The following is a 19,961-nucleotide window of genomic DNA, read 5'->3' as shown; positions in this document are numbered from 1 at the left end:
CTGTAACAGAACATTTTTCTGTTTTACCCTAGGAGATGAAAATGAGTCAAGCGCTTGGCATGTTCAAAATGGTTGGTCCAGAGCAATTTAGCAAAACAGTTTGCCAAATGGCACCCTACTTTTCGACTATTGAACCTACGATCACAGACCTTCGGCCAAATTATGCAGAAGCCACGGTTCCGTTTCGCCGCGAGGTAACCAACCATCTGGGCACCATACATGCCATCGCTCTCTGCAATGCGGCCGAGTTGGTAGCCGGCATGATGACTGATGCTTCGATCCCCAGCGGTGCACGTTGGATTCCGAAGGGGATGACCGTGGAATATTTGGCAAAAGCGAAGACTAGCGTCCGGGCAATAGCCGACGGAAGTGGCGTGGATTGGAGTACTGCAGGCGACAAGATCGTACCCGTTGACGTGAAAGACGAGGCTGGCACGAGCGTGTTCACCGCTTCGATCACCATGAACGTTAAATTGGCTAGTTAGTTCGCAATCGATAATAAGATCGGGGAGGGGCCGATGATCGACACTGGCCAGCTTTCGAAGGGACGGTGTGATTTGCGGTCGGCCTCTCAAGTTTTCGATCATTTTGATCGATTGCATGAGCTCCCATACCCAGTTGAAAACGATGCTTTCCGCCCCCCCCCCGAGACTTCTGAGTCGTTCACGCTTTCGCGACGAAAGGAGTGTGACCAAGATGACCCAAGCATTGGAGAAGGGCACCGTAGCTTCTGCCCCAGGAGATAAGTATGAATGCGATATTGGAATGGTGCATGCAGCAGTCGAGCGAAGCGCCGGCTGTCGAAACAGCTGAGCAGTGGGTTTTGCATTGGCCAGCCCACGTGAACGACTGGGCATCCACAGTGATGCTTGCAATCGCTGGTGGGTTCAAGGCCGACCGCCTCGCATGGGCCTTCGCGAGCGGATACCAAGGCGCCATACGCGCCATAGTTCGGCAAGCGGAGGCTCATGAGATATTTGCATTTTGCGCTACCGAGACTGTTAGCAATCCTCTCATCGTCAACACAAAGTGGCGATATTCAGAATCAGGAAAAGTAATTGTTAATGGTATTAAAAGCTGGGCACCAATGGGCCATGTTTGCACCTCTTACTTGGTGGCATGCGCTGAACTTGGCGCTCCTGAACAAACCCGCCCACCGCAACGCGTAGTACGCCTGGCCAGTAGTACTCCGGGCCTAAAAGCTGACCCGCTTCCTTCGGGAGGCATCATCCCCGAGCTTGGTCGGGCTCGCGTACAGCTGCTAGATGCATCAACTGATGCGTCGAACATGTTGGAAGGTGACGGCTGGTCAACTTTCATCAAGCCCTTTAAACGCGTCGAGGCGCTACACGTTGCCGCCGCCGTCCTCGCCCACCTCTTGCGCGAAGGCCGTTCCCGAAAATGGCCCAGCAGCTATATGCAGCGGGTCCTCACCTCCCTCGCAGTCCTGTGTGACCTTTCGCGGGACTGGAGCGCAGCACCGATGACCAACGTAGTTCTGGCGGATGCCATTGATAACGCACACATGTTGGCCATTGAAGCCCAAGTGCATTGGACCCGAGGTGAACTGGACGAAAGTGCAGCAAGGTGGGAAAGAGATCGGGGTATGTTGAGTATCTCAGCTGCAGTGCAAGAGAGGAGCGCCGCGAGAGCATGGGAGCATTTACATGAATTGCAGCCGAGGCAAGATTCTCAAAACCGTACCTAAACCCGATTCACTTTTCCTGGATACACACTGATGATATTTGGTACGCACTTTGACGGCTCAGACCGTTACGTCGCCACTGGGGACCTAAAGTTGGCCGTGAACGCCGCACTGATGCTGCAACGCCCACTGCTAATCAAGGGCGAGCCTGGAACAGGTAAAACGATGTTGGCGGAAGAGGTCGCCGCAGCCTTAAATATGCCGTTAATGCAATGGCATATCAAGTCCACCACAAAAGCCCAGCAGGGCCTGTATGAATATGACGCGGTATCGCGTCTTCGGGATTCTCAACTCGGGGACGAACGGGTCAAGGACATCAATAACTACATCCTTAGGGGCGTCCTATGGCAAGCATTTACGGCAGACATGCAAGTCGTGCTGCTCATCGATGAAATTGACAAGGCGGACATCGAGTTTCCAAACGACTTGCTACGCGAGCTTGACCGTATGGAATTTTATGTCTACGAAACACGCGAGATGGTCAAGGCTAAGTTCCGACCGCTAGTGATCATCACCTCCAATAACGAAAAAGAACTGCCCGACGCTTTTTTACGCCGCTGCTTCTTCCATTACATCAAGTTCCCAGACGCCGCGACCATGCGTCAGATCGTCGCCGTGCATTTCCCGACCGTGGCAGAGGATCTAGTCCACGAAGCGCTTGAATCGTTTTATGGCATCCGGCAGATTGCGGGTCTCAAAAAAAGGCCGTCCACGTCCGAACTACTAGACTGGATGAAGCTACTGCTTGCGGAAAATATTCCCTCCAGTGCGCTACGAGATGAGAGCGCAAAGTCCGGGGCTCCAATATTCAATGGCGCGCTTCTAAAAAACGAGCAAGATTTGCACCTTGTCGAACGCGCCGTCCTCTCACGCGCAAAGCGCTGAGGTTTCGATGAGCGCAATGGTCTTGCCATGCTAGTTGATTTTTTCTTCCAACTTCGGAAAGCAAGAATTCCGGTGTCAACCGCGGAATTCTTGGTGCTACTTGACGCGTTGGGAAGAAACGTCATAGCACCATCGCTTGATGATTTCTATTTCTTGGCTCGCTTGACGCTGGTAAAAAAAGAGGCCCATTTTGATAAATTTGACCTGGTGTTTGCACAATATTGTCGAGCCATGCAAGCGACTTTCGATACAGCGGCATTGGGAAGACTTGAACAGTTAAAGGAACGCACCGCGCCGCAACATGGGGACGCCGAGAGGGGCGAGTCGACAAACCACAATGCTGATAAGTCCGCCGCCTGGCGCGAGCTACTGAACGCCAAAAAATCCGAGGCACTAGAGTCGCCGGACGGAGCCGGGAACGATCGTGGTGGCCGGCTACGCGAGACCAACAGCAAGAGTCCTACGAGCCAACGGATCTCGGGCAAGGGGGGGCAGCGGGGACCAGGCGGCAACCGTTCCGCGCCAAAAGTATGGGAGGCGCGGACCTATCGCGACTATGACGACCAGCGTGAACTCGGTACGCGCAATATAAAAATTGCTCTACGTCGCCTCCGTCGCTTTGCCCGTGAGGGAGCGGAGGAAGAATTTGCGCTCGATGGGACCATTCAAGCTACCGCGACCAACGCCGGCCAGCTCGATATCAGAATGCAGCCGGAGCGTAAAAACAAGGTGAAGGTGCTAATGTTGCTTGATGTCGGCGGGTCGATGGACGACCACATCGCTCAAGTTGAGGAACTTTTTTCCGCATCGAAATCGGAATTTAAAAACTTGGATTTCTATTATTTTCACAATTGCGTCTATGACTACCTGTGGAAGAGCAACGGTCGCCGGCAAGCGGAGCGCTTTTCGACATGGGACATACTTCGCAAGTTCAGGCCCGACACCAAATTGATCTTCGTAGGCGACGCTACGATGAGGTCGTATGAAATTTCACAGCCCGGCGGCTCGGTGGAATATAACAACCCGGAAGCCGGCGCCGATTGGCTTGAAAGATTTACGACCGCCTTTCCCAAGTACGTCTGGATAAATCCCGAGCCTGAAGGATTATGGAAAAACCGCCAGTCCATTGAGCTCATTCGCCAATTGATGAACGACCGCATGTTCCCGTTGACGATAGCAGGCTTAGAAAGGGCGATGAACATGCTCAAAAAATGACAGCCGCGGCTGTCGCATTTTTATAATCTCTGCGGTACCGAGGCATGACCCCGTCGCAGCTAGTAAAGCAATCGCCTCATTTCGATCGAATATGCATTTCCCTAGACCAAACATAAAACGAGACACGACATGGAAAAAGTATGGCTGAAGTCCTATCCCCCCAGCGTACCAACGAAAATTGATGCCCAGCAGTACCGATCGGTGGTGCACATGCTGGAAGAATCATTCACGAAGTACAAGTCCCGCGACGCCTATGTCTGTATGGGCACTTTTATGAGCTATAGGGAGCTGGACGAATACTCAAAAAGAATGGCTGCATGGCTACAAGGCTGCAGGATGAAGAAAGGCGCCCGCATCGCTGTCATGTTGCCAAATATTTTGCAGTATCCAATCGCCGCAGCAGCCATCCTTCGTGCCGGATTTATTGTCGTCAACGTCAACCCACTGTACACCCCGCGTGAATTGCTCCACCAACTGAATGATGCAGGTGCTCAGGCCATCATCGTTCTTGAAAATTTCGCGACAACCCTGGAGCAGGTTTTGGCGCAGACCGAAATTAAGCATATCGTTGTCGCCAGCATGGGGGACTTGCTTGGCGGATTGAAAGGAACTGTGGTCAATTTCATGGTTCGAAAAGTCAAAAAGATGGTGCCAGCCTTCAATCTGCCTGGTGCGGTTAGTTTTTTGAACATGCTTTCAATCGGGGCATCCTCACGTTTCAGCCAGGTACATCTTTGTGGTGACGATGTTGCATTCCTTCAGTACACCGGCGGCACCACAGGTGTGTCCAAAGGCGCGACGCTCACACATCGCAACATCATCGCGAACGTTTTGCAAAACGATGCGTGGGTTCGACCGGCACAAGACAAAGTGCCGGTTGACCAACCCATGACTATCGTATGCGCCCTTCCTCTTTACCATATCTTTGCGCTGACAGCATGTAGCTTGATGGGAACGCGGTGGGGAGCTCTGAACATCCTCATCCCGAATCCACGGGATATCACGAACTTCATTAAGGAACTGCGAAAGTATAAGTTTAATATGTTTCCAGCCGTTAATACCCTATACAACGGACTACTCAATCATCCGGACTTCGCGAAACTGGATTTTTCCGGACTGAAAATTTCGCTAGGTGGCGGCATGGCGGTGCAGCGCGCCGTTGCCGAACAGTGGATGAAAGTAACTGGATGTCCGATACTTGAAGCGTACGGGTTGTCTGAGACATCGCCTGGGGTTACGATCAATCGCGCTGACGCTACAGCTTTTACGGGCACCATCGGTCTTCCCCTTCCGTCGACAGAAGTTGCTATCCTCGACGAGAACGGGAAGCTTGTGGATCACGGCACCCCAGGAGAGATCGCAGTTAGGGGGCCGCAGGTTATGGTCGGCTACTGGAACAACCCGGGCGAAACCGCGAAGGCTATCAATGAGGATGGCTTTTTCAAGACCGGCGATATTGGAATAATGGATGAGCGGGGGTACATCCGGATCGTCGATCGCAAAAAAGACATGATTTTGGTATCAGGCTTCAACGTTTATCCAAACGAAATCGAAGATGTGATGGCAATGCACCCCGGAGTCCTTGAGTGCGCGTGCGTTGGCGTACCTGACCAAAATGCGGGCGAAGCCATCAAGTTGTTCGTTGTACGACGAGACCGGGAACTAACTGCGGAGCAGGTGATGGACTTCTGCAAAACGCAACTCACCGGATATAAGAAACCTAAATACATCGTCTTTCGCGCGGACCTACCAAAGTCAAACGTTGGGAAAATTCTCCGGCGCGAGTTGCGCGACGAGACCTGATTGGTAAGGGGCGGCGAGTGTTTTATCTGGGGATCCAACCTCGAATTGCACGTGCACAAAATCAAGGTGCTTCGCAGTCAAAGGCCTTGAAGTCCCCAGCGTTTGCGCAAAGTGCCAGCAGTGTTGGGACTGCACGAGGTCGGTCAACACCTGCCGCTTGAGAAACGATTAAAAAAGAATGGAGACATGTTGATGGACCGCGAAATAGGTGAGATGCGCCGTGTCCTAGAGCGTCAATTCAAGGCCACCATTACGGACTGGCCGGAACTAATCAAATTATTTTCTTGTGAGGCCTTAGAAGCTGGCGCGCACTGGATCCGCGCTGGCCAGCGGCGTGACGTTTTTTTTTATATTGCGCAAGGCCTGTTGCGCATCTACTATATCGATCAGAATGGCAAAGAGCTTAATGAAGGGTTCTATGACGAAAGAATGATGTTGGGCCCCGTGGCGAGCTTCGTTAGCGATGCCCCGTGTCCGTTCTATATCCAGGCGCTGGAGCCCACAACGCTTTGGGTAGCAAGCTACCCGCGCTTTCATACTTTTGCTATGGATAAGCCCGACATACTGAACTTCGAAATCACATTCATGCAGAACCTTTTCTACAGCAACGCCAAGCGCGACGCCAAGCGGCTGCTGAGTAGTGGTGAACAGCGGTATCGCTGGTTTTGTCGGGAATATGGTCACCTGCTTGAGCGATTGCCACAGTATCAGATCGCTTCCTTTTTAGGAATGACGCCGGTGAGCCTGTCGCGCCTGCGCAAGCAAGTTCAAATTTCAAGTGCCAGCCGCATCCCTTGATCGATCGCGCGCTTGGCGTCTAGTTCGGCAGCGACGTCAGCGCCTCCGATCAAGTGATGTGGTTTTGTCAGCCCATTGATCAGATCACGCAGCGGGACCTGCCCCGCACAAATTACGACGTGATCCACTTCCAGCAGCCGGGCTATCCCATCTACTTTGATATGCAAGCCCATGTCATCAATTTTTTCATACTCGCACGAAGCAATCATCTTGACGCCCTTTCGTTGCAAGCCGGTCCTATGGATCCAACCGGTGGTCTTCCCTAGGTTTGCACCAAGTTTTGAAGTCGAGCGCTGCAGTAAATAGACTTCCCGCCCGGATGCGGTATTAAATTTTTCGACATCGTCCAAGCCCCCAGTCGAGCGCAAGCTCATATCAACACCCCACTCTTTCATAAATAGTCCAATGTTTTGGCTTGTCGACTCACCTTGATGTCCCAAGTATTCCGCAACGTCAAAGCCTATACCGCCAGCCCCTATGATCGCGACACGGTCCCCGGCTTTCTTTTTGCCGTTCAATACTTCTAAATAACTTAAAACTTTACTATGTCCGATTCCTTCGATGTCGGGGAGCCGTGGAGACACGCCCGTAGCAATGATTACCTCGTCGAATTCACCCTTATTGAGGTCGTCGGCGCTTACAGACGTGCCAAGAACCAAATTAACGCCAGTTCGGGTGACCTCATTTTTAAAGTAGCGGATCGTTTCATAAAACTCTTCTTTCCCTGGGATTTTTTTGGCAACATTAAATTGTCCGCCAAGTTCTGTAGCTCGGTCATACAAAGTTACGAGGTGACCCCGCTGCGCCGCAGTAGTCGCAAACGAAAGGCCGGCAGGCCCTGCGCCAACCACAGCCAAACGCTTTTTGGTTCTAGCTGCCGAGAGAACGAGCTCGGTCTCATGGCAGGCCCTTGGGTTGACTAAGCAACTGGATATTTTGCCTTGGAATGCGTGATCCAAACAGGCCTGGTTGCACCCTATACATGTGTTGATCTCGTGGCTTTTGTTTTCAGAAGCTTTTTTTACGAAAAAGGGATCCGCCAGCAAAGGTCGCGCCATGGAAATCATGTCGGCATCGCCGCGTTCGAGCACAGCTTCAGCTACTTCAGGAGTGTTGATACGGTTCGCCGTGATGAGCGGAATGTTCAATTCTTTGCGGAACATAGCCGTTACCCAAGTAAAGGCCGCTCTGGGAACTTTTGTAGCAATAGTGGGTACACGGGCTTCATGCCATCCGATGCCAGTATTGATCATCGTCGCACCTGCCTTTTCAATGTTCTTCCCGAGGAGGACGGCTTCTTCAAACGTGCTGCCGCCTTCCACCAAATCGAGCATCGAAAGTCTGTAAATAATGATAAATTCCGCGCCAACCGCCTCGCGTACACGGCGAACAATCTCAACTGGCAGGCGCATTCGATTCTCGTATTCGCCACCCCAACGGTCCTCGCGCTGGTTCGTGCGCTGAGCCAAGAATTGGTTGATCAAGTATCCTTCGGACCCCATGACTTCCACGCCATCATAACCGCCGACTTTGGCAAATTCCGCTAACTGTACGATGTCTCGGATTTGCTTTTCGATACCGTCCTCATCTAGAGCGTGTGGTTTGAACGGATTAATCGGCGCCTTGATAGCTGATGGTGCAACAGACTGCGGGTTGTATGCATATCGGCCAGTGTGCAGAATTTGCATACAGATTTTGGCGCCTTCCTGATGGACCGCGTCTGTAATCAGCCGATGCTTCAAGGCTTCTTCTTTCGTTTTCAACAGCTTGGCCGTTGGATGAGTGGAGCCTTCGACGTTGGGCGCGAATCCGCCCGTGACGATCAGGCCGACACCACCGCGAGCCCGTTCAGCAAAATAGTGTGCCATTCGCTCAATCCCATCTGCTTCCTCCTCAAGGCCCGTGTGCATGGATCCCATCAACACGCGGTTTTTCAGTTGTGTGAATCCGAGATCAAGAGGCGCCAGCAGTTTTGGGTAGCTAACTTGAGACATTGCGTTTCTCCAGGGGATTTAAGTTGGGTCGATTCTATGGCTCATCTAAAATGACGTCGTTATCAATTGTTATTGAGGCAGAGATAAAGACATGAAACACTGAGCCTGTCTTTGCACCGTCGTGCAGTGGCTGTTTTTTCACTTAACCTTGGAGAATTTTATGTCTACATTTTCAACTCAGTCCAAACTTGGCGATCTGCTCAACAACGACGCTACTAAAGCTATCCTCGAGCAGCACATGCCTGGTATCTCAACTCATCCTCAGATCGCCATGGGAAAGGAAATGCCCCTCTCCGTGGTGGCAAGCTTCTCGGGAGGGCTGATCACCCCGGAGATGCTGAACAAGGCCGACGCTGACTTTGCTAAGCTGGCTTGATTAGAAAAGGTCTCCAGCCAAAAGAATGCCCGCTACTGCGGGCGTATGTTGGGTCTATCCATATTATTTATTCCGACAAACAAGTAATACTTTCAAAAAAATGCATCAGTCTTGAAGATAAACTCAACGCGATTTTCAGGACCGCAAGGCCTCGTTAAGCCTGTGAGAAATGGATGAAGTAATTGCCTTTTTTGGAAAGCGAGTATCCCAAAATAGAACCACCGGCGTCAGATCAATGCGTAGCGCTTTTATCGTCATCTGAACTGATGCACTTGGTTACGTTTTAGCTTGGGAATCGGCACAGGGAAAAATCACTCCAAATTGGAATACAGATCACTCCTCCTCGTCAGCATCCATGGCTTCCTTCACTCTTCGCTGGCGAGCAATTCCTCGCTTCGCTTCGCGAAGCAGCTCAGAGAACAATTCATACGCCGGGTCCAGTCGGCTCAAGGTGCCCAACATCTCCGTAGCGTGCTTCTCTAGGCGAAGATCTTCAGGGAATGGCTCGCCAGGAGCTGTCCCCCTTGGTCCTGACCAGGTGGCGCTAGATATTGCGGCTATGACATGTTCGACAGCTTCAGTGCCGATTACTTCTGCGGCATAGAGAATGTCTCGGACGAACTGCTGGAACTCATAGATCAAGTCTCCTTGGGCGTTCCGAAGTACGGCAGAAACCACCAATGCGTGCGCTTCTATGCCTTGCGACATCCACGAGAGGAGCAGGTCAAGTAGCCTTGCGTCATAGCTCCCGCAAAGACCAGCCACCACATCGCCTATTGTATACAGCATGGCGTCACATGAAGGCTCTTGGACGGCCCAATCAAGAAAATCTCGAAGTACCCGCTCCCCATTTTCATGGTTCATGAGTGCAAGTCCTTCTCCATTATGCTCTTTACGCAGAGGTGTATAGGCCCAGTTTTTGCTCTCCGCCGCAATGGCTAACCTGGCTTTGAGGAGGCTGATGACGTCATCAGGAATGATGCGAATCGCCTTCTTAAGGAACCCGCGTATCCAATAGCCATCCAATGTTGGTACGTTAACTAGAGCAGATACCACGTGGCGCCACTGGTCTTCGCGAATAGCTTCCGCCGGTATGGAGTTCTGGTGGGTGAGCCACATGAAGAAGTCATCAGCTACATCTCCTGCGGTCGTGAAATCAACTTTGCAGATGAGTTCCACAGCCAAGGTAGGATTTCGCTTAGCTACCTGCAGCGCCAAACTAGTCGCGAACCGAAGAACCATTGGGTCACCAGCCTCAAATATCATTTGAAGAATCAATATCTCGTCTTTGCTGTATTCGCCACTTGGCTCGTATCTAGCATAGGCCTCAGCAACTAGGTGAAGTTTGTCAGGAGACTTTAGGGCTATGGCCTCCGCAGCTGAAGCTGGACCGCCACACTGCGCCAGCACTTCAGTGGCTAACGTTTTGGCGTCGCTCTTGGTTAGAGGCCGAATTTCAACCGTCTGAACATGATTGCCGCTCAAGGTTACTGTCGCAGCTTGATGCATTAAGGACTCCTTCCCATAAGGACGGAGTGCAAGTAATAGCCGTGCGTTATTTTGCGCAATCGCGCAATAGCGCAACAAAGTGCCAATGTCCTCACGTTCAGCTACCTCAGTTTGCTCAGGCAGCCTGCGTTAGTGACGCAAGCCGGTATCGGAGGCCGCGTATGAACGCCGACATTGAACCGTCAATCGAGACCACCACGGTGGCACCGCAGGTGCTGTTGATCAACCACTTCAAAGCCCTGAAGTTGCCCACATTCGCCCGCGAGTATGAGAAGGTTGGGGCCGACTGTGCGCGTGAAGGCGTGGATTACCCGCGCTATTTATTACGGTTGTGCGAACTGGAACGTATCGACCGTGAACGCCGCACGATGGAGCGGCGCATCCGGCTGGCCAGGTTTCCGGTGACCAAGAGTCTGGAGACCTTCGACTTCATGGCGATGCCGACCCTGAACAAATCTCTGGTGCTGGAGCTGGCACGCTGTGAATGGATTGATAAGCGCGAGAACGTCATTGCGCTAGGTCCTTCGGGTGTCGGCAAGACGCATACCGCACTAGCGCTAGGATTAGCCGCCTGTCAGAAAGGACACAGCGTCGGCTTCACGACGGCTGCGGCCCTGGTACATGAGCTGATGGAAGCGCGTGACGAGAAACGGTTGCGTGCCTTGCAAAAGCAACTGACTAACGTAAAGCTGCTGATTGTCGATGAACTGGGCTATGTGCCATTCACGGCGGTCGGTGCGGAATTGTTGTTTGAGGTCTTTAGCCGGCGCTATGAACACGGTGCCACGCTGGTGACATCGAACTTGCCGTTTGACGAGTGGACCAGCGTCCTCGGTTCAGAGCGGTTGACCGGAGCGTTGCTCGACCGCCTTACCCATCACGTCCACATCCTGGAGATGAACGGCGAATCGTATCGATTGGCCACCAGCAAGAAACGGCAACAGCGCAATGCCAAACCAAACATCGCTGCTGAAAAAGGAGGGACCAATCCGTAACAGCAAAAACAACGTCTTGAGGAAACGGGCTACGCTGCGCTACGCCTGTCACCCCAATTCTGCCTTGCATAGAAATGTGAATTGGAAAGAGAAAACCCCAGGGCCTCAACGGCTCTATTTATTAACCCGGACTGGTACACTTTTAACGCACCATTTGGTACATCTTCACTCCGGCATTGACAGTTGATTGCAGCAATGAGGGCCTGAGGGCCTTTTTGCATCTCTACGAGATACTGTTCCGGCTAATTGAACAGGCCTGTCGCAGCCGTTAAACATCTTTTTTTGTCGCCGTGCTCCGTGCTAATGTCTTACGTGCGGGTTCGTTTCTAAATTGGATCGAAGACGGACGCGCTCACCTGAGAAATGATTTTGCGTTTTAACACAGCCTCGACCCAAAGCGGTCATAGCAGTTTCCTGAAACCTGCCGTTAAACATTGAGATAAACGAGGCGTCGTCTGCCAAAAATAGCGGAGTGAAATCGCAATCCGAGATTCAGAATGGCCGACGGAGCTGGATTATGAATTTCTCTCCGCAGGCGATAAATGCTGAACGTCAGACGTAAGGGGCGGCTTTCTCATTACCTGCGTGAATCCGTTGGAACGGAAGGATATGGTGCTATTCCGAGGCCAGTTGATTTCAATCTTCCACGCAAACGAAGAGTAGCCATTGGAGTACGTGACAATCTCTCGGTGAATTTCGTGAATAACCATTGGTTGAAACGCTGCAGTTGACGAAGCGTAATCAATAGAAATCACCAAGTTCGTAACATCGTAAAATGTCAGGTCCGCAGGAGCCACTCGGAACATAAACGCACTCTTTGGACTTTCTGGGGGCAGCCATTCAACGATGAAATCAATGTCTAGAATTAGCTCACCGCTGCATCCGTCCGCACCTTCGACGATGCGGAATCCGTGAATGGCGTTGTCGTGCCAATTGAATTTCTCGAAGTTATCAGAAATTATCACGGCATTACACCAAACAAACAGGTTGACTCGTGCGAAGCGCCAGCGTCGACCGACAATTTAGCGCTCATGCACCTGCCTCCGGGTTGTAAATAACGAAATGTGGCGAACGTTCAAAACCTTTTTGTTTATCTGATAAATGCTCATGTTCCCAGTCGCGACCAATTGCTTCCATCCCATCCGCCGAAGCCAAAATAAACTTCGCTATTTTCCGTAGCTCGTCGGGCGTCGCAACAAGCGTAATTTCGGCCAACTCGGCTAAACTCGTGTCCGCAGGTGCAAGTCCTTCATCTTTGTATCCGAATATCTTCATTAGAATTTGTGTATTTAACTGATGTATCAAGCCATACCAATCTTGTAGGATTCGCGAACGTCGCTTTTTGGCCGATTTACGCCTGTCACGTTCTAAGGTGCAGTTCGTTAGTCTTCTCTTTGCGAACCAATTCAAATTCATCTGGCAACAAGTAAAGGCCACCATGACCCGTAATTCCTTCTTCAACTTCCCATGAAATAGATACGCTTGCTTTACCGCTTTCTGGAAAATCATCAATCGGATATTCGTAATTGAGCATTCCAGCGATATGGATTCTTTCGTCATCAGGCAAGCAATCTAGAAATCCCTGACAGACCGAAACTACGCGAACGACATCTCCGATTTCAACTGAATGACCAAACCTATCTTTCATTTTTTCAATCCGTCGCAATTCAAATCATTGCGTGTAAAAGGTTGCCGGCTGTCCGCTCCTGGCCGATAGTCCTCGTTCAACCAAGACTCAATTAAATTTGGGCCGAAACACTAGGAACAAGAGATTTATCATAATGATGTAAATATATCCGATAACTATCGTATAGACGGCGAATGGCAGTAGCGGCGCCCATATTCCCTCGAGGTCTAGATTAGATATTCGTTCGTAGTAACCCCAAGCGACCCAGCCAATAGCCTGAATGGGAATGGAAATGAGCGGGGAAAGGAAGTCAACCATTGGATGTCCTCTACAGACTTTTGTCTGCCGATTGCGAAGAACATCAAGATTGTGAAGAGGGCATATTGTCCACCACCAAACGCCAAACTTAGCAATAGTGTTGCAACCACCATGTTCAGGCCAAAAGGCAGCATAGCCAACGGCAATACAATTGGTAGCGCCAGGCATGCACGAAAATAGGTGGCCGGGGTCACGATTTCCTAACGTTGTTAATGATATGGCCGTTTGAACAGTCGATACATCGTGCGGCATATCCAAACGAAATATGGTGATAGCAGCACGGCATACATAAAAAAATATGCAGCCCTATCAACCAGCAAACATGCTAGTACCCAAATTGGAACAGCAAAAAGGATTGCCTTGCGCCAGCTGGAAAGAATGACTAAAGCCGGTAACGGAATCAGCAACACAAATGAAAGCGCTAAATACACGCTTCCCATATCGTGGGCCATCGCTAGCGGAGAAATCAGGCTCAGCAAAAGTGGTGCGAAATAAAATCGCTGATGTGGATGGCACATTTCAGCGTTCATGCGTCGGTTTTAAACAAACGTCAATACGTTCAGTCATCGAACAGGCCTTCGTGGCGCGTGGTATAGGATTTTTATTTTAGGTGTGCTCAAGCTCACTCTCGTCGTGCACATTTCACCCAACTGCTGCGAACAATTCACACAATCCTGCCATACAAAACTTGGCAAAGCAACATTAGTTAGGAGACGGGTCCAAAGGGCAGCTATTGGCCCAGACTGTGTAAAAACGAAGACACGGCATAAGCATGCCATGGAATCTTCATTTTAAGATTAGATGGCCCCCTTAGGGCTGCGACGTTATGGCCCCTTGGATTTTAGACTGATTATAAAAAGCGGCGGAGCTGTCGCTATGACGTCGCTGCAAACGTTAAAAGCGCTTATGCGCTCATCACCTGGGTCAATCTGCCAACGCCGAGAATATTGATCAGCCGTTTTATGTTGTAAGCCAGCACATGCAAACTCATTTCAGTGCTGACGCGATTTATTGTTTTGGTCAGGAAGTGGGTTGAGCCCATCCAGGCCTTAATCGTCCCGAACGGATGCTCGACGGTTTGACGACGGATTCGCATTGCATCGGGTGTTTGATCCAGGCGGGCTTGCATCGTGTCGAGAACTGCTTCGTGCTCCCATCGCGTTACGCGACGCTGCGGACTGGGCGTGCATTGTTGCTTGAGTGGACATTGCTGGCAGTGCGAACTCCAATACCGATGCAGGTTCAGCCCTTTTTCTTTGCTTGTATATCGCCAGATCAGATGCTGTCCTGCAGGGCAGCGATATTCGTTTGTCTGGGCATCATAGATAAAATCAGCTTTACCAAACCGTCCTTCGGCAGTGGCATTTGATGTCACGGTCTTTGGGACGATCACATCAATGCCAGCATCATGACATGCCAGAATTTCTTCCCCCTTGAAATAGCCTCTGTCTGCAATTACCGTCAAAGACTCCGTCGCCATTGCTGTACGGGCCCGCTCGCTCATTGAAGAGAGTTGATCTCGGTCGATACCGATATTAGTCACGTCATGCGCCACAATCAGATGATGTTTCGCATCGACCGCTGTTTGGACGTTGTAACCGACGACGCCTGTTCCGCGGGTCTTCATCGAACGGGCATCTGGATCAGTCAGGGAAATTTGTTTATCGGGCGCCTGTTCAAGTTTGATCTCCACTTCCTTGAGTGCTTGCATCTGGACCTTGAGGGCAGCGATCTTCTCTTGTAAGCGCACCGTAGTGGCCTGTTTCCGCTCAGGCTCCTGCCGGTCCGCTGCATCAAGTGCGATGAGATAACGCGCAATGCTCGATTCGATCTCTTCCATCCGTCGTTGGAGCTTGGCGCTGGTGAAGTTTCGATCACGGTTATTGACCGCCTTGAATTTGCTGCCATCAACGGCAACAAGGGCTTCCGAGAACAAGCCAAGCTGCTGGCATATCACGACGAACTGCCTGCACACGCTTGAAATCGCTTTGCCGTTATCTTTACGGAAATTGGCGATCGTCTTGAAGTCGGGTTTCAGGTGGCCCGTCAGCCACATCAGCTCCACATTGCGTTGCGCTTCCCGCTCAAGACGCCGGCTCGATTGAATGCGATTGAGGTATCCGTAAATGTAGATTTTAAGAAGTACAGCGGGGTGATACGCAGGCCGTCCGGTTTCTGCTGGCTTGACGCCATAAAATCCCATTTGATCCAGATCCAGTTCATCAACGAAAACGTCGACCACCCGCACTGGATTGCTTTCTGTGACGTAGTCGTCCAGCTGCTCGGGAAGCAATATGCCTTGCGTCCGGTCCCTGCCTTCGATGAAGCGCCCCATATTGATCACCCGAAATATGACGAGATATCGCTATGACATGGCAAGGCTTATTTCGTTTACTCGGAAAACAAGAAAATTACGTTATATTTGAAGCCGCATCCGGATTGGATCCGTTTTTACACAGTCTGGGCCGCTTACCGTCATCGGCAGGTTACCTATGATACGCCCAGCTGCCGGATCAGACTTTGTTGGCCAGTACGTAATCGACAAAAGCGCGCAGTTTTGGAAGAGCTTTACTTCGACTGGGATAGTAAAGCGCCAATCCGGAAAACGTCATCGAAAAGCTGCTGAGAACAACTTCCAGTGTCCCAGCATAAATGTTGCGGGCCACTATGGAGCGGGGAAGTCTGAAGAGACCCACGCCTTGCTCTGCAGCGTGGATACAGGCAGGGACTTCGTCGAGGATCAAGGGGCCGCGGACGTGCACGCTAACTGCCGCTCCATCGATACTGAATGCCCAGTCGTCCAGCACGATGTCTGCCTGTTTGAAGATGATACAGGGAATGTTTCGGAGATCGTCCGGTGTTGCTGGTCGCCCGTAACGTGCTAGCAACCCAGGTGAACCCACCACCACTTGCGGTTCGCCAGGCGTGAGAGGCACCGCCACCATGTCCCCATGAATGATCGAACGAGGACGCACACCAGCGTCACATCCCTCAGTGACGATGTCTACCATCCGATCGTCGCCGACGAACTCCAGTTGTAGCTGTGGATGTGCGGCAAGGAATCCCGCAACGAATCGCTCAGTCAAAACCTGGATACTTGCCCTTGGAGCACTGATGCGCAACAAGCCTGTCACCGAATGGCCAAGACTGCGCGCCGATTCAATTCCATGTAGCAACTGCTGCGCTGCGGGGCGAACTTGCAGCAACAGCCGTTCTCCCGCCTCGGTCAAGCCGACGCTGCGCGTCGTTCGGGCCAAGAGCGTCACGCCAACGCGAGCTTCAAAAGCGCGGATTGCTTGACTGACGGCAGACGGAGTAATGCCCAGACGCCTGGCAGCTGCGCGGAAACCGCGCTCCTCGGCCACTGCCAGGAATACGACCACGCCGTCCAGATCGCCTCGACCAATTGTGTAGTTCATCTACACAGTATAAGCAGTGGAGAACGGATTCTCAAGAGCGTTCACCTAGCGCAAGATAAAGACTTCAACATCAAGGAGTTCTTATGAATACTAAATCCAAACAATCCCGCGCCTTCGGCATTGATAACGCAATCGGCGTTGCAGGTCTTTCCGTTCGGTCGCTGCCCATTCCCACGCCAGCACCAGGCGAAGTTCTTGTGCATGTGCGCGCTTCGTCAGTGAACTATCGGGACGTGATCATCCTAGACGGAAATTACCCCATTCCCAATACGGCAGGCCGGATTCCGCTCTCGGACGGCGCTGGAGAAGTTGTAGCGGTAGGAGAGGGGGTCACCCGCTTCAAAGCAGGCGACCGGGTGACCAACGCATTCTTCCCGGAATGGATCGACGGCCCTTTCACCGGGAAGTACTCGCAGTACGCAGGCAATATTGACGGTTGGCTAGCCGACTATCGCGCGGTGGCCGCAGACGGATTGATCTTGATTCCAGACAGCCTCGATTTCGAAGCAGCTGCTACGTTGCCCTGCGCCGGCCTTACCGCATGGTCTGCCCTCAAAGGCTTGAAGGCAAGCGAAACCGTTGTCACCCTGGGAACCGGCGGCGTGTCGCTGTTTGCCGTCCAACTGGCAAAAGCGATGGGGGCCAAGGTGATTGCCACGACGTCCAGCGACGCAAAGGCCGAGCAACTCAAAGCGCTGGGTGCGGATGCAACAATCAACTACAAGGAACAGCCCGCGTGGTCTGAACTGGTACGCAAGCTGACAGATGGAAGCGGTGCGAACCGCATCGTGGAAGTCGGTGGCGCAGGAACATTTGAGCAATCGATCAAGGCCATCGCCCTGGGCGGGCAAGTATCGATGGTCGGTGCAGTGGCAGGATTTCAAGGAACAATTGAAGTCCTCCCCATGTTCATGAGCCAGGCGCGCTACCAGAGCATTGCGGTGGGTAGCCGCCAAGATCTTGAAGATTTGGTACGATTTATTTCAGAGCACAGCATCCGCCCGGTCATCGACAGCAGTTTCGTATTCGACGATGCGAAGCTCGCATTCGAACGACTGATGACACGCGACGTATTCGGCAAGGTGGTGATCATTCACTGACCATCAACTCCTCCACAACGAAACCTTATTGATCAAGGATCCGCCATGACTGCCTACGTTATTTTTATTCGGGAAAAGACGCTGGATCAACGCGAAATGGACATATATGCCGAAAAGGTTCCCGCCACGTTGCCCAGTATCCCCATCGAGATGCTCGCTGCTTACGGTCGTTTGGAAGTCTTCGAAGGGGAAACGCCGGAAGGCGTTGTCTTGTTCTCTTTCCCGACCGTTGAAGACGCTAAGACTTGGTACTACAGCGAAGCCTATCAGTCCGCTGCCGAGCACAGACATGCAGGTGCAACGTACAGAGGATTTGTTGTAGAGGGCTCGACGTAAGAGTTACGCACTTCTTTTAGAAGCACTTCCGTTCGGAAATCGTCAAGATCTCCACAATTTAGTTCCCTCCTTTGCCGTGGTTGCGGCCGTCGTGTGCCATCAAGAGGCGGAAAAGGAGTCAAGTGTGGTACTGTTTTCTCGTACCACTCGACGTACTAGGCTGACTCGGGCTGAAGTGTTTTTCCTTGGACCCGCGCGTCGCGTGTTCATTTCCCGATAACAAGCGCGGGGCAGCGTGAAGCCCGAGTCAACGATTCTTTCTTAGAGCGACGCAGCCCAGAAATCAGGGAAAGAGCTGCGGCGGCACAACTTTGGGATCTTCAGGTCGATTTTTCCAGAGCGGGTTTCATTGACGCGGTCACAAAAAAACATTGCGGCTGATGATGCATTCCTCGCTTCGTTCAGCTTACGCTATCCCGCGAGGATGCGAGCGCAAAAACGGCCATGCTACCTTGCAGAACTATTCATTGATAGAGCATTTGAAACACGGCGCCTCGTTAATTTTTTGGTGCAATTCCGCTGAGATAGCTAGCCCAGTCTTGCATCATTTTTGCGCGCTTGATGAACAGATCTCCTCGCGCATACGCAGCCTCTACCTTATTTTTTACGGTATGTGCGAGGGCGGCCTCAGCTACTTCACGGGGATAGTTCGTTGTTTCTCCCACCCAGTCGCGGAACGTACTGCGGAAGCCATGAACAGTGATATCAGTCCGCTCGATACGTTTTAGAAATTGTAGGAAGACCATATTCGACATCGGGCGGCCATCGCGCTGACCTGGGAAAATATAGTCCCCCTCGGCACCTTCTTGTTGCGTCTTCAGGATTTCCATCGCGGGTTTTGATAAAGGAACGCGGTGTTCTTTTTCTGCCTTCATACGTGCAGCCGGAATTATCCAGATCCTATTTTCCATATCTATTTCGTCCCAACTCGCATTAAGAACTTCATTGGTGCGTGTAGCAGTGAGAATTAGCAGTTCCAGCGCTAGTGGTGCAGTTCCACCCTGATCACGTAGGAGTGTGATGAAACTTGGCACTTCAGCATAAGGAAGGGCAGGGTGATGGACAACTTTCTTTATCTTGGAAGGCTTCGCCAACAGATGATCAAGATGACCTTTCCAGCGCGCCGGATTTTCTCCGGAGCGATAACCGCTCACTGTCGCCCAATCTAGTACTGATTCGATGCGGCCGCGCACTCGTGTCGCTGTCTCATTCTTCGTTGTCCAGATCGGTTCTAAGGCTTTCATCACCAATGCCGTATCAACTGCAGAGATAGGTAAATCGCCGAAGACAGGTCCCGCATACGTTTCGAGAGTACTTTCCCACTGAGCGCCGTGCTTTACATTCTTCCAGCCAGCACGATGGGCTTCAATATAAGCTTCGGCGCATTCGCTAAAAGACTTCGTTTTAGCGGCTACGATTTTCTGTGTCACTTGCCTGGTTTGCTTCTCATCCAATGGATCAATATCGTCCAATAGCTGACGGCGGCAATTTAGAGCTTTTATGCGCGCCTCTGCTAAAGTGACGGTGTGCAAAGGGCCAATACCCATCCCTCTGGCTTTACCATTGCGCATGTATCTGAAAAGCCATGACTTGACGCCTGCCCGTGTTATTTGCAAATACAAGCCACCCCCGTCGCTATATAACCCGGGCTTAACATTGCGCGCGACGGCCTGCGCGCTTAAGCGATTAATTGTTCGCATTCGAATCTTTCAACTATCAAAATGACTATCAAAAGTATAGCGGAATAAGCCATACTTGTCTAGACTGCAATGGACTGTTGTTTTGTATAACTTATTGAAAAATATATGTTTTTTGAATTGTGAGGAACGCTATGGACAATATGTTGTATGTCCGTCTCTCCGCCAAGAATTACTAAACCCC

18 protein-coding genes are annotated in these 19,961 nt (G+C 51.5%); 10 read left to right on the top strand and 8 right to left on the bottom strand.

The annotated features are described in order from the left end of the window. The first annotated feature begins 41 nt into the window (after positions 1 to 41). The 6 genes from BM205_RS19570 to BM205_RS19545 all read left to right on the top strand — a co-directional run bounded on the left by BM205_RS19570 (position 42) and on the right by BM205_RS19545 (position 6,406). Positions 42 to 485, top strand: a complete 444-nt coding sequence (locus BM205_RS19570) for a hotdog fold domain-containing protein (protein WP_092416543.1) — start codon at positions 42 to 44, stop codon at positions 483 to 485. Between the two features lie 263 nt (positions 486 to 748). Then, positions 749 to 1,708, top strand: a complete 960-nt coding sequence (locus BM205_RS19565) for an acyl-CoA dehydrogenase family protein (protein ID WP_092416542.1) — start codon at positions 749 to 751, stop codon at positions 1,706 to 1,708. Positions 1,709 to 1,738: 30 nt separating this feature from the next. Beyond that, positions 1,739 to 2,590, top strand: a complete 852-nt coding sequence (locus BM205_RS19560; protein ID WP_092416541.1) for an AAA family ATPase — start codon at positions 1,739 to 1,741, stop codon at positions 2,588 to 2,590. 27 nt (positions 2,591 to 2,617) lie between these two features. Continuing rightward, positions 2,618 to 3,805, top strand: a complete 1,188-nt coding sequence (locus BM205_RS19555) for a vWA domain-containing protein (RefSeq protein WP_092416540.1) — start codon at positions 2,618 to 2,620, stop codon at positions 3,803 to 3,805. Positions 3,806 to 3,934: 129 nt separating this feature from the next. Beyond that, on the top strand, positions 3,935 to 5,608 hold the full coding sequence (locus BM205_RS19550) for a long-chain-fatty-acid--CoA ligase (RefSeq protein ID WP_092416539.1): 1,674 nt from the start codon (positions 3,935 to 3,937) through the stop codon (positions 5,606 to 5,608). 192 nt (positions 5,609 to 5,800) lie between these two features. After that, on the top strand, positions 5,801 to 6,406 hold the full coding sequence (locus tag BM205_RS19545; protein ID WP_175511331.1) for a Crp/Fnr family transcriptional regulator: 606 nt from the start codon (positions 5,801 to 5,803) through the stop codon (positions 6,404 to 6,406). Here the strand turns inward: BM205_RS19545 and BM205_RS19540 are convergent. Further along, entirely contained in the window at positions 6,376 to 8,400 is a 2,025-nt protein-coding gene (locus BM205_RS19540; RefSeq protein WP_092416537.1) for an oxidoreductase, read from the bottom strand. The genes BM205_RS19545 and BM205_RS19540 overlap by 31 nt on opposite strands. Before the next feature lie 160 nt (positions 8,401 to 8,560). Between BM205_RS19540 and BM205_RS19535 the strand changes: the two genes are divergently transcribed. Then, positions 8,561 to 8,776 (top strand): hypothetical protein, encoded by a 216-nt coding sequence (locus BM205_RS19535; RefSeq protein WP_092416536.1) that lies wholly within the window; start codon positions 8,561 to 8,563, stop codon positions 8,774 to 8,776. A gap of 333 nt (positions 8,777 to 9,109) precedes the next feature. Here the strand turns inward: BM205_RS19535 and BM205_RS19530 are convergent, their stop codons facing one another. Then, entirely contained in the window at positions 9,110 to 10,285 is a 1,176-nt protein-coding gene (locus BM205_RS19530) for a hypothetical protein (RefSeq protein ID WP_092416535.1), read from the bottom strand. 161 nt (positions 10,286 to 10,446) lie between these two features. Here BM205_RS19530 and istB point away from each other — a divergent pair, with 161 nt between their 5' ends. Then, positions 10,447 to 11,280 carry an IS21-like element helper ATPase IstB gene (gene istB / locus BM205_RS19525; protein WP_092416534.1) on the top strand — a complete coding sequence of 278 codons (834 nt, stop codon included), beginning with the start codon at positions 10,447 to 10,449 and terminating at the stop codon, positions 11,278 to 11,280. Positions 11,281 to 12,309: 1,029 nt separating this feature from the next. Here the strand turns inward: istB and BM205_RS19515 are convergent. From BM205_RS19515 to BM205_RS19500, 5 genes are all read right to left on the bottom strand, one after another. After that, positions 12,310 to 12,555, bottom strand: coding sequence for an Imm32 family immunity protein (locus tag BM205_RS19515; protein WP_175511330.1), 246 nt, complete (start codon positions 12,553 to 12,555; stop codon positions 12,310 to 12,312). An 85-nt stretch (positions 12,556 to 12,640) separates the two neighbouring features. Next, complete coding sequence (locus tag BM205_RS24120) at positions 12,641 to 12,928, bottom strand: hypothetical protein (protein ID WP_139227327.1); 288 nt, start codon at positions 12,926 to 12,928, stop codon at positions 12,641 to 12,643. Between the two features lie 506 nt (positions 12,929 to 13,434). Beyond that, positions 13,435 to 13,755 (bottom strand): hypothetical protein, encoded by a 321-nt coding sequence (locus BM205_RS24115; protein ID WP_139227325.1) that lies wholly within the window; start codon positions 13,753 to 13,755, stop codon positions 13,435 to 13,437. 374 nt (positions 13,756 to 14,129) lie between these two features. Continuing rightward, on the bottom strand, positions 14,130 to 15,560 hold the full coding sequence (locus tag BM205_RS19505) for an IS1182 family transposase (RefSeq protein WP_092416531.1): 1,431 nt from the start codon (positions 15,558 to 15,560) through the stop codon (positions 14,130 to 14,132). Positions 15,561 to 15,738: 178 nt separating this feature from the next. Further along, complete coding sequence (locus tag BM205_RS19500) at positions 15,739 to 16,644, bottom strand: LysR family transcriptional regulator (RefSeq protein WP_092416530.1); 906 nt, start codon at positions 16,642 to 16,644, stop codon at positions 15,739 to 15,741. 83 nt (positions 16,645 to 16,727) lie between these two features. Here BM205_RS19500 and BM205_RS19495 point away from each other — a divergent pair, with 83 nt between their 5' ends. Both BM205_RS19495 and BM205_RS19490 read left to right on the top strand, forming a co-directional pair. Continuing rightward, on the top strand, positions 16,728 to 17,744 hold the full coding sequence (locus tag BM205_RS19495) for a zinc-dependent alcohol dehydrogenase family protein (RefSeq protein WP_092416529.1): 1,017 nt from the start codon (positions 16,728 to 16,730) through the stop codon (positions 17,742 to 17,744). Between the two features lie 45 nt (positions 17,745 to 17,789). After that, positions 17,790 to 18,080, top strand: coding sequence for a DUF1330 domain-containing protein (locus BM205_RS19490; RefSeq protein WP_092416528.1), 291 nt, complete (start codon positions 17,790 to 17,792; stop codon positions 18,078 to 18,080). Between the two features lie 497 nt (positions 18,081 to 18,577). On the opposite strand, the gene BM205_RS19485 is transcribed toward BM205_RS19490, so the two are convergent. After that, the gene (locus tag BM205_RS19485) at positions 18,578 to 19,780 is read right to left on the bottom strand and encodes a tyrosine-type recombinase/integrase (protein ID WP_092416527.1); all 1,203 of its coding nucleotides are present in this window, start codon (positions 19,778 to 19,780) and stop codon (positions 18,578 to 18,580) included. Between the last annotated feature and the right edge of the window lie 181 nt (positions 19,781 to 19,961).

This window comes from Collimonas sp. OK307 (genome assembly GCF_900113705.1).
Classification (GTDB): domain Bacteria; phylum Pseudomonadota; class Gammaproteobacteria; order Burkholderiales; family Burkholderiaceae_D; genus Collimonas.
Note: the sequence above shows the minus strand (reverse complement) of the source record. Positions and strands in the feature narration are given on the sequence as shown.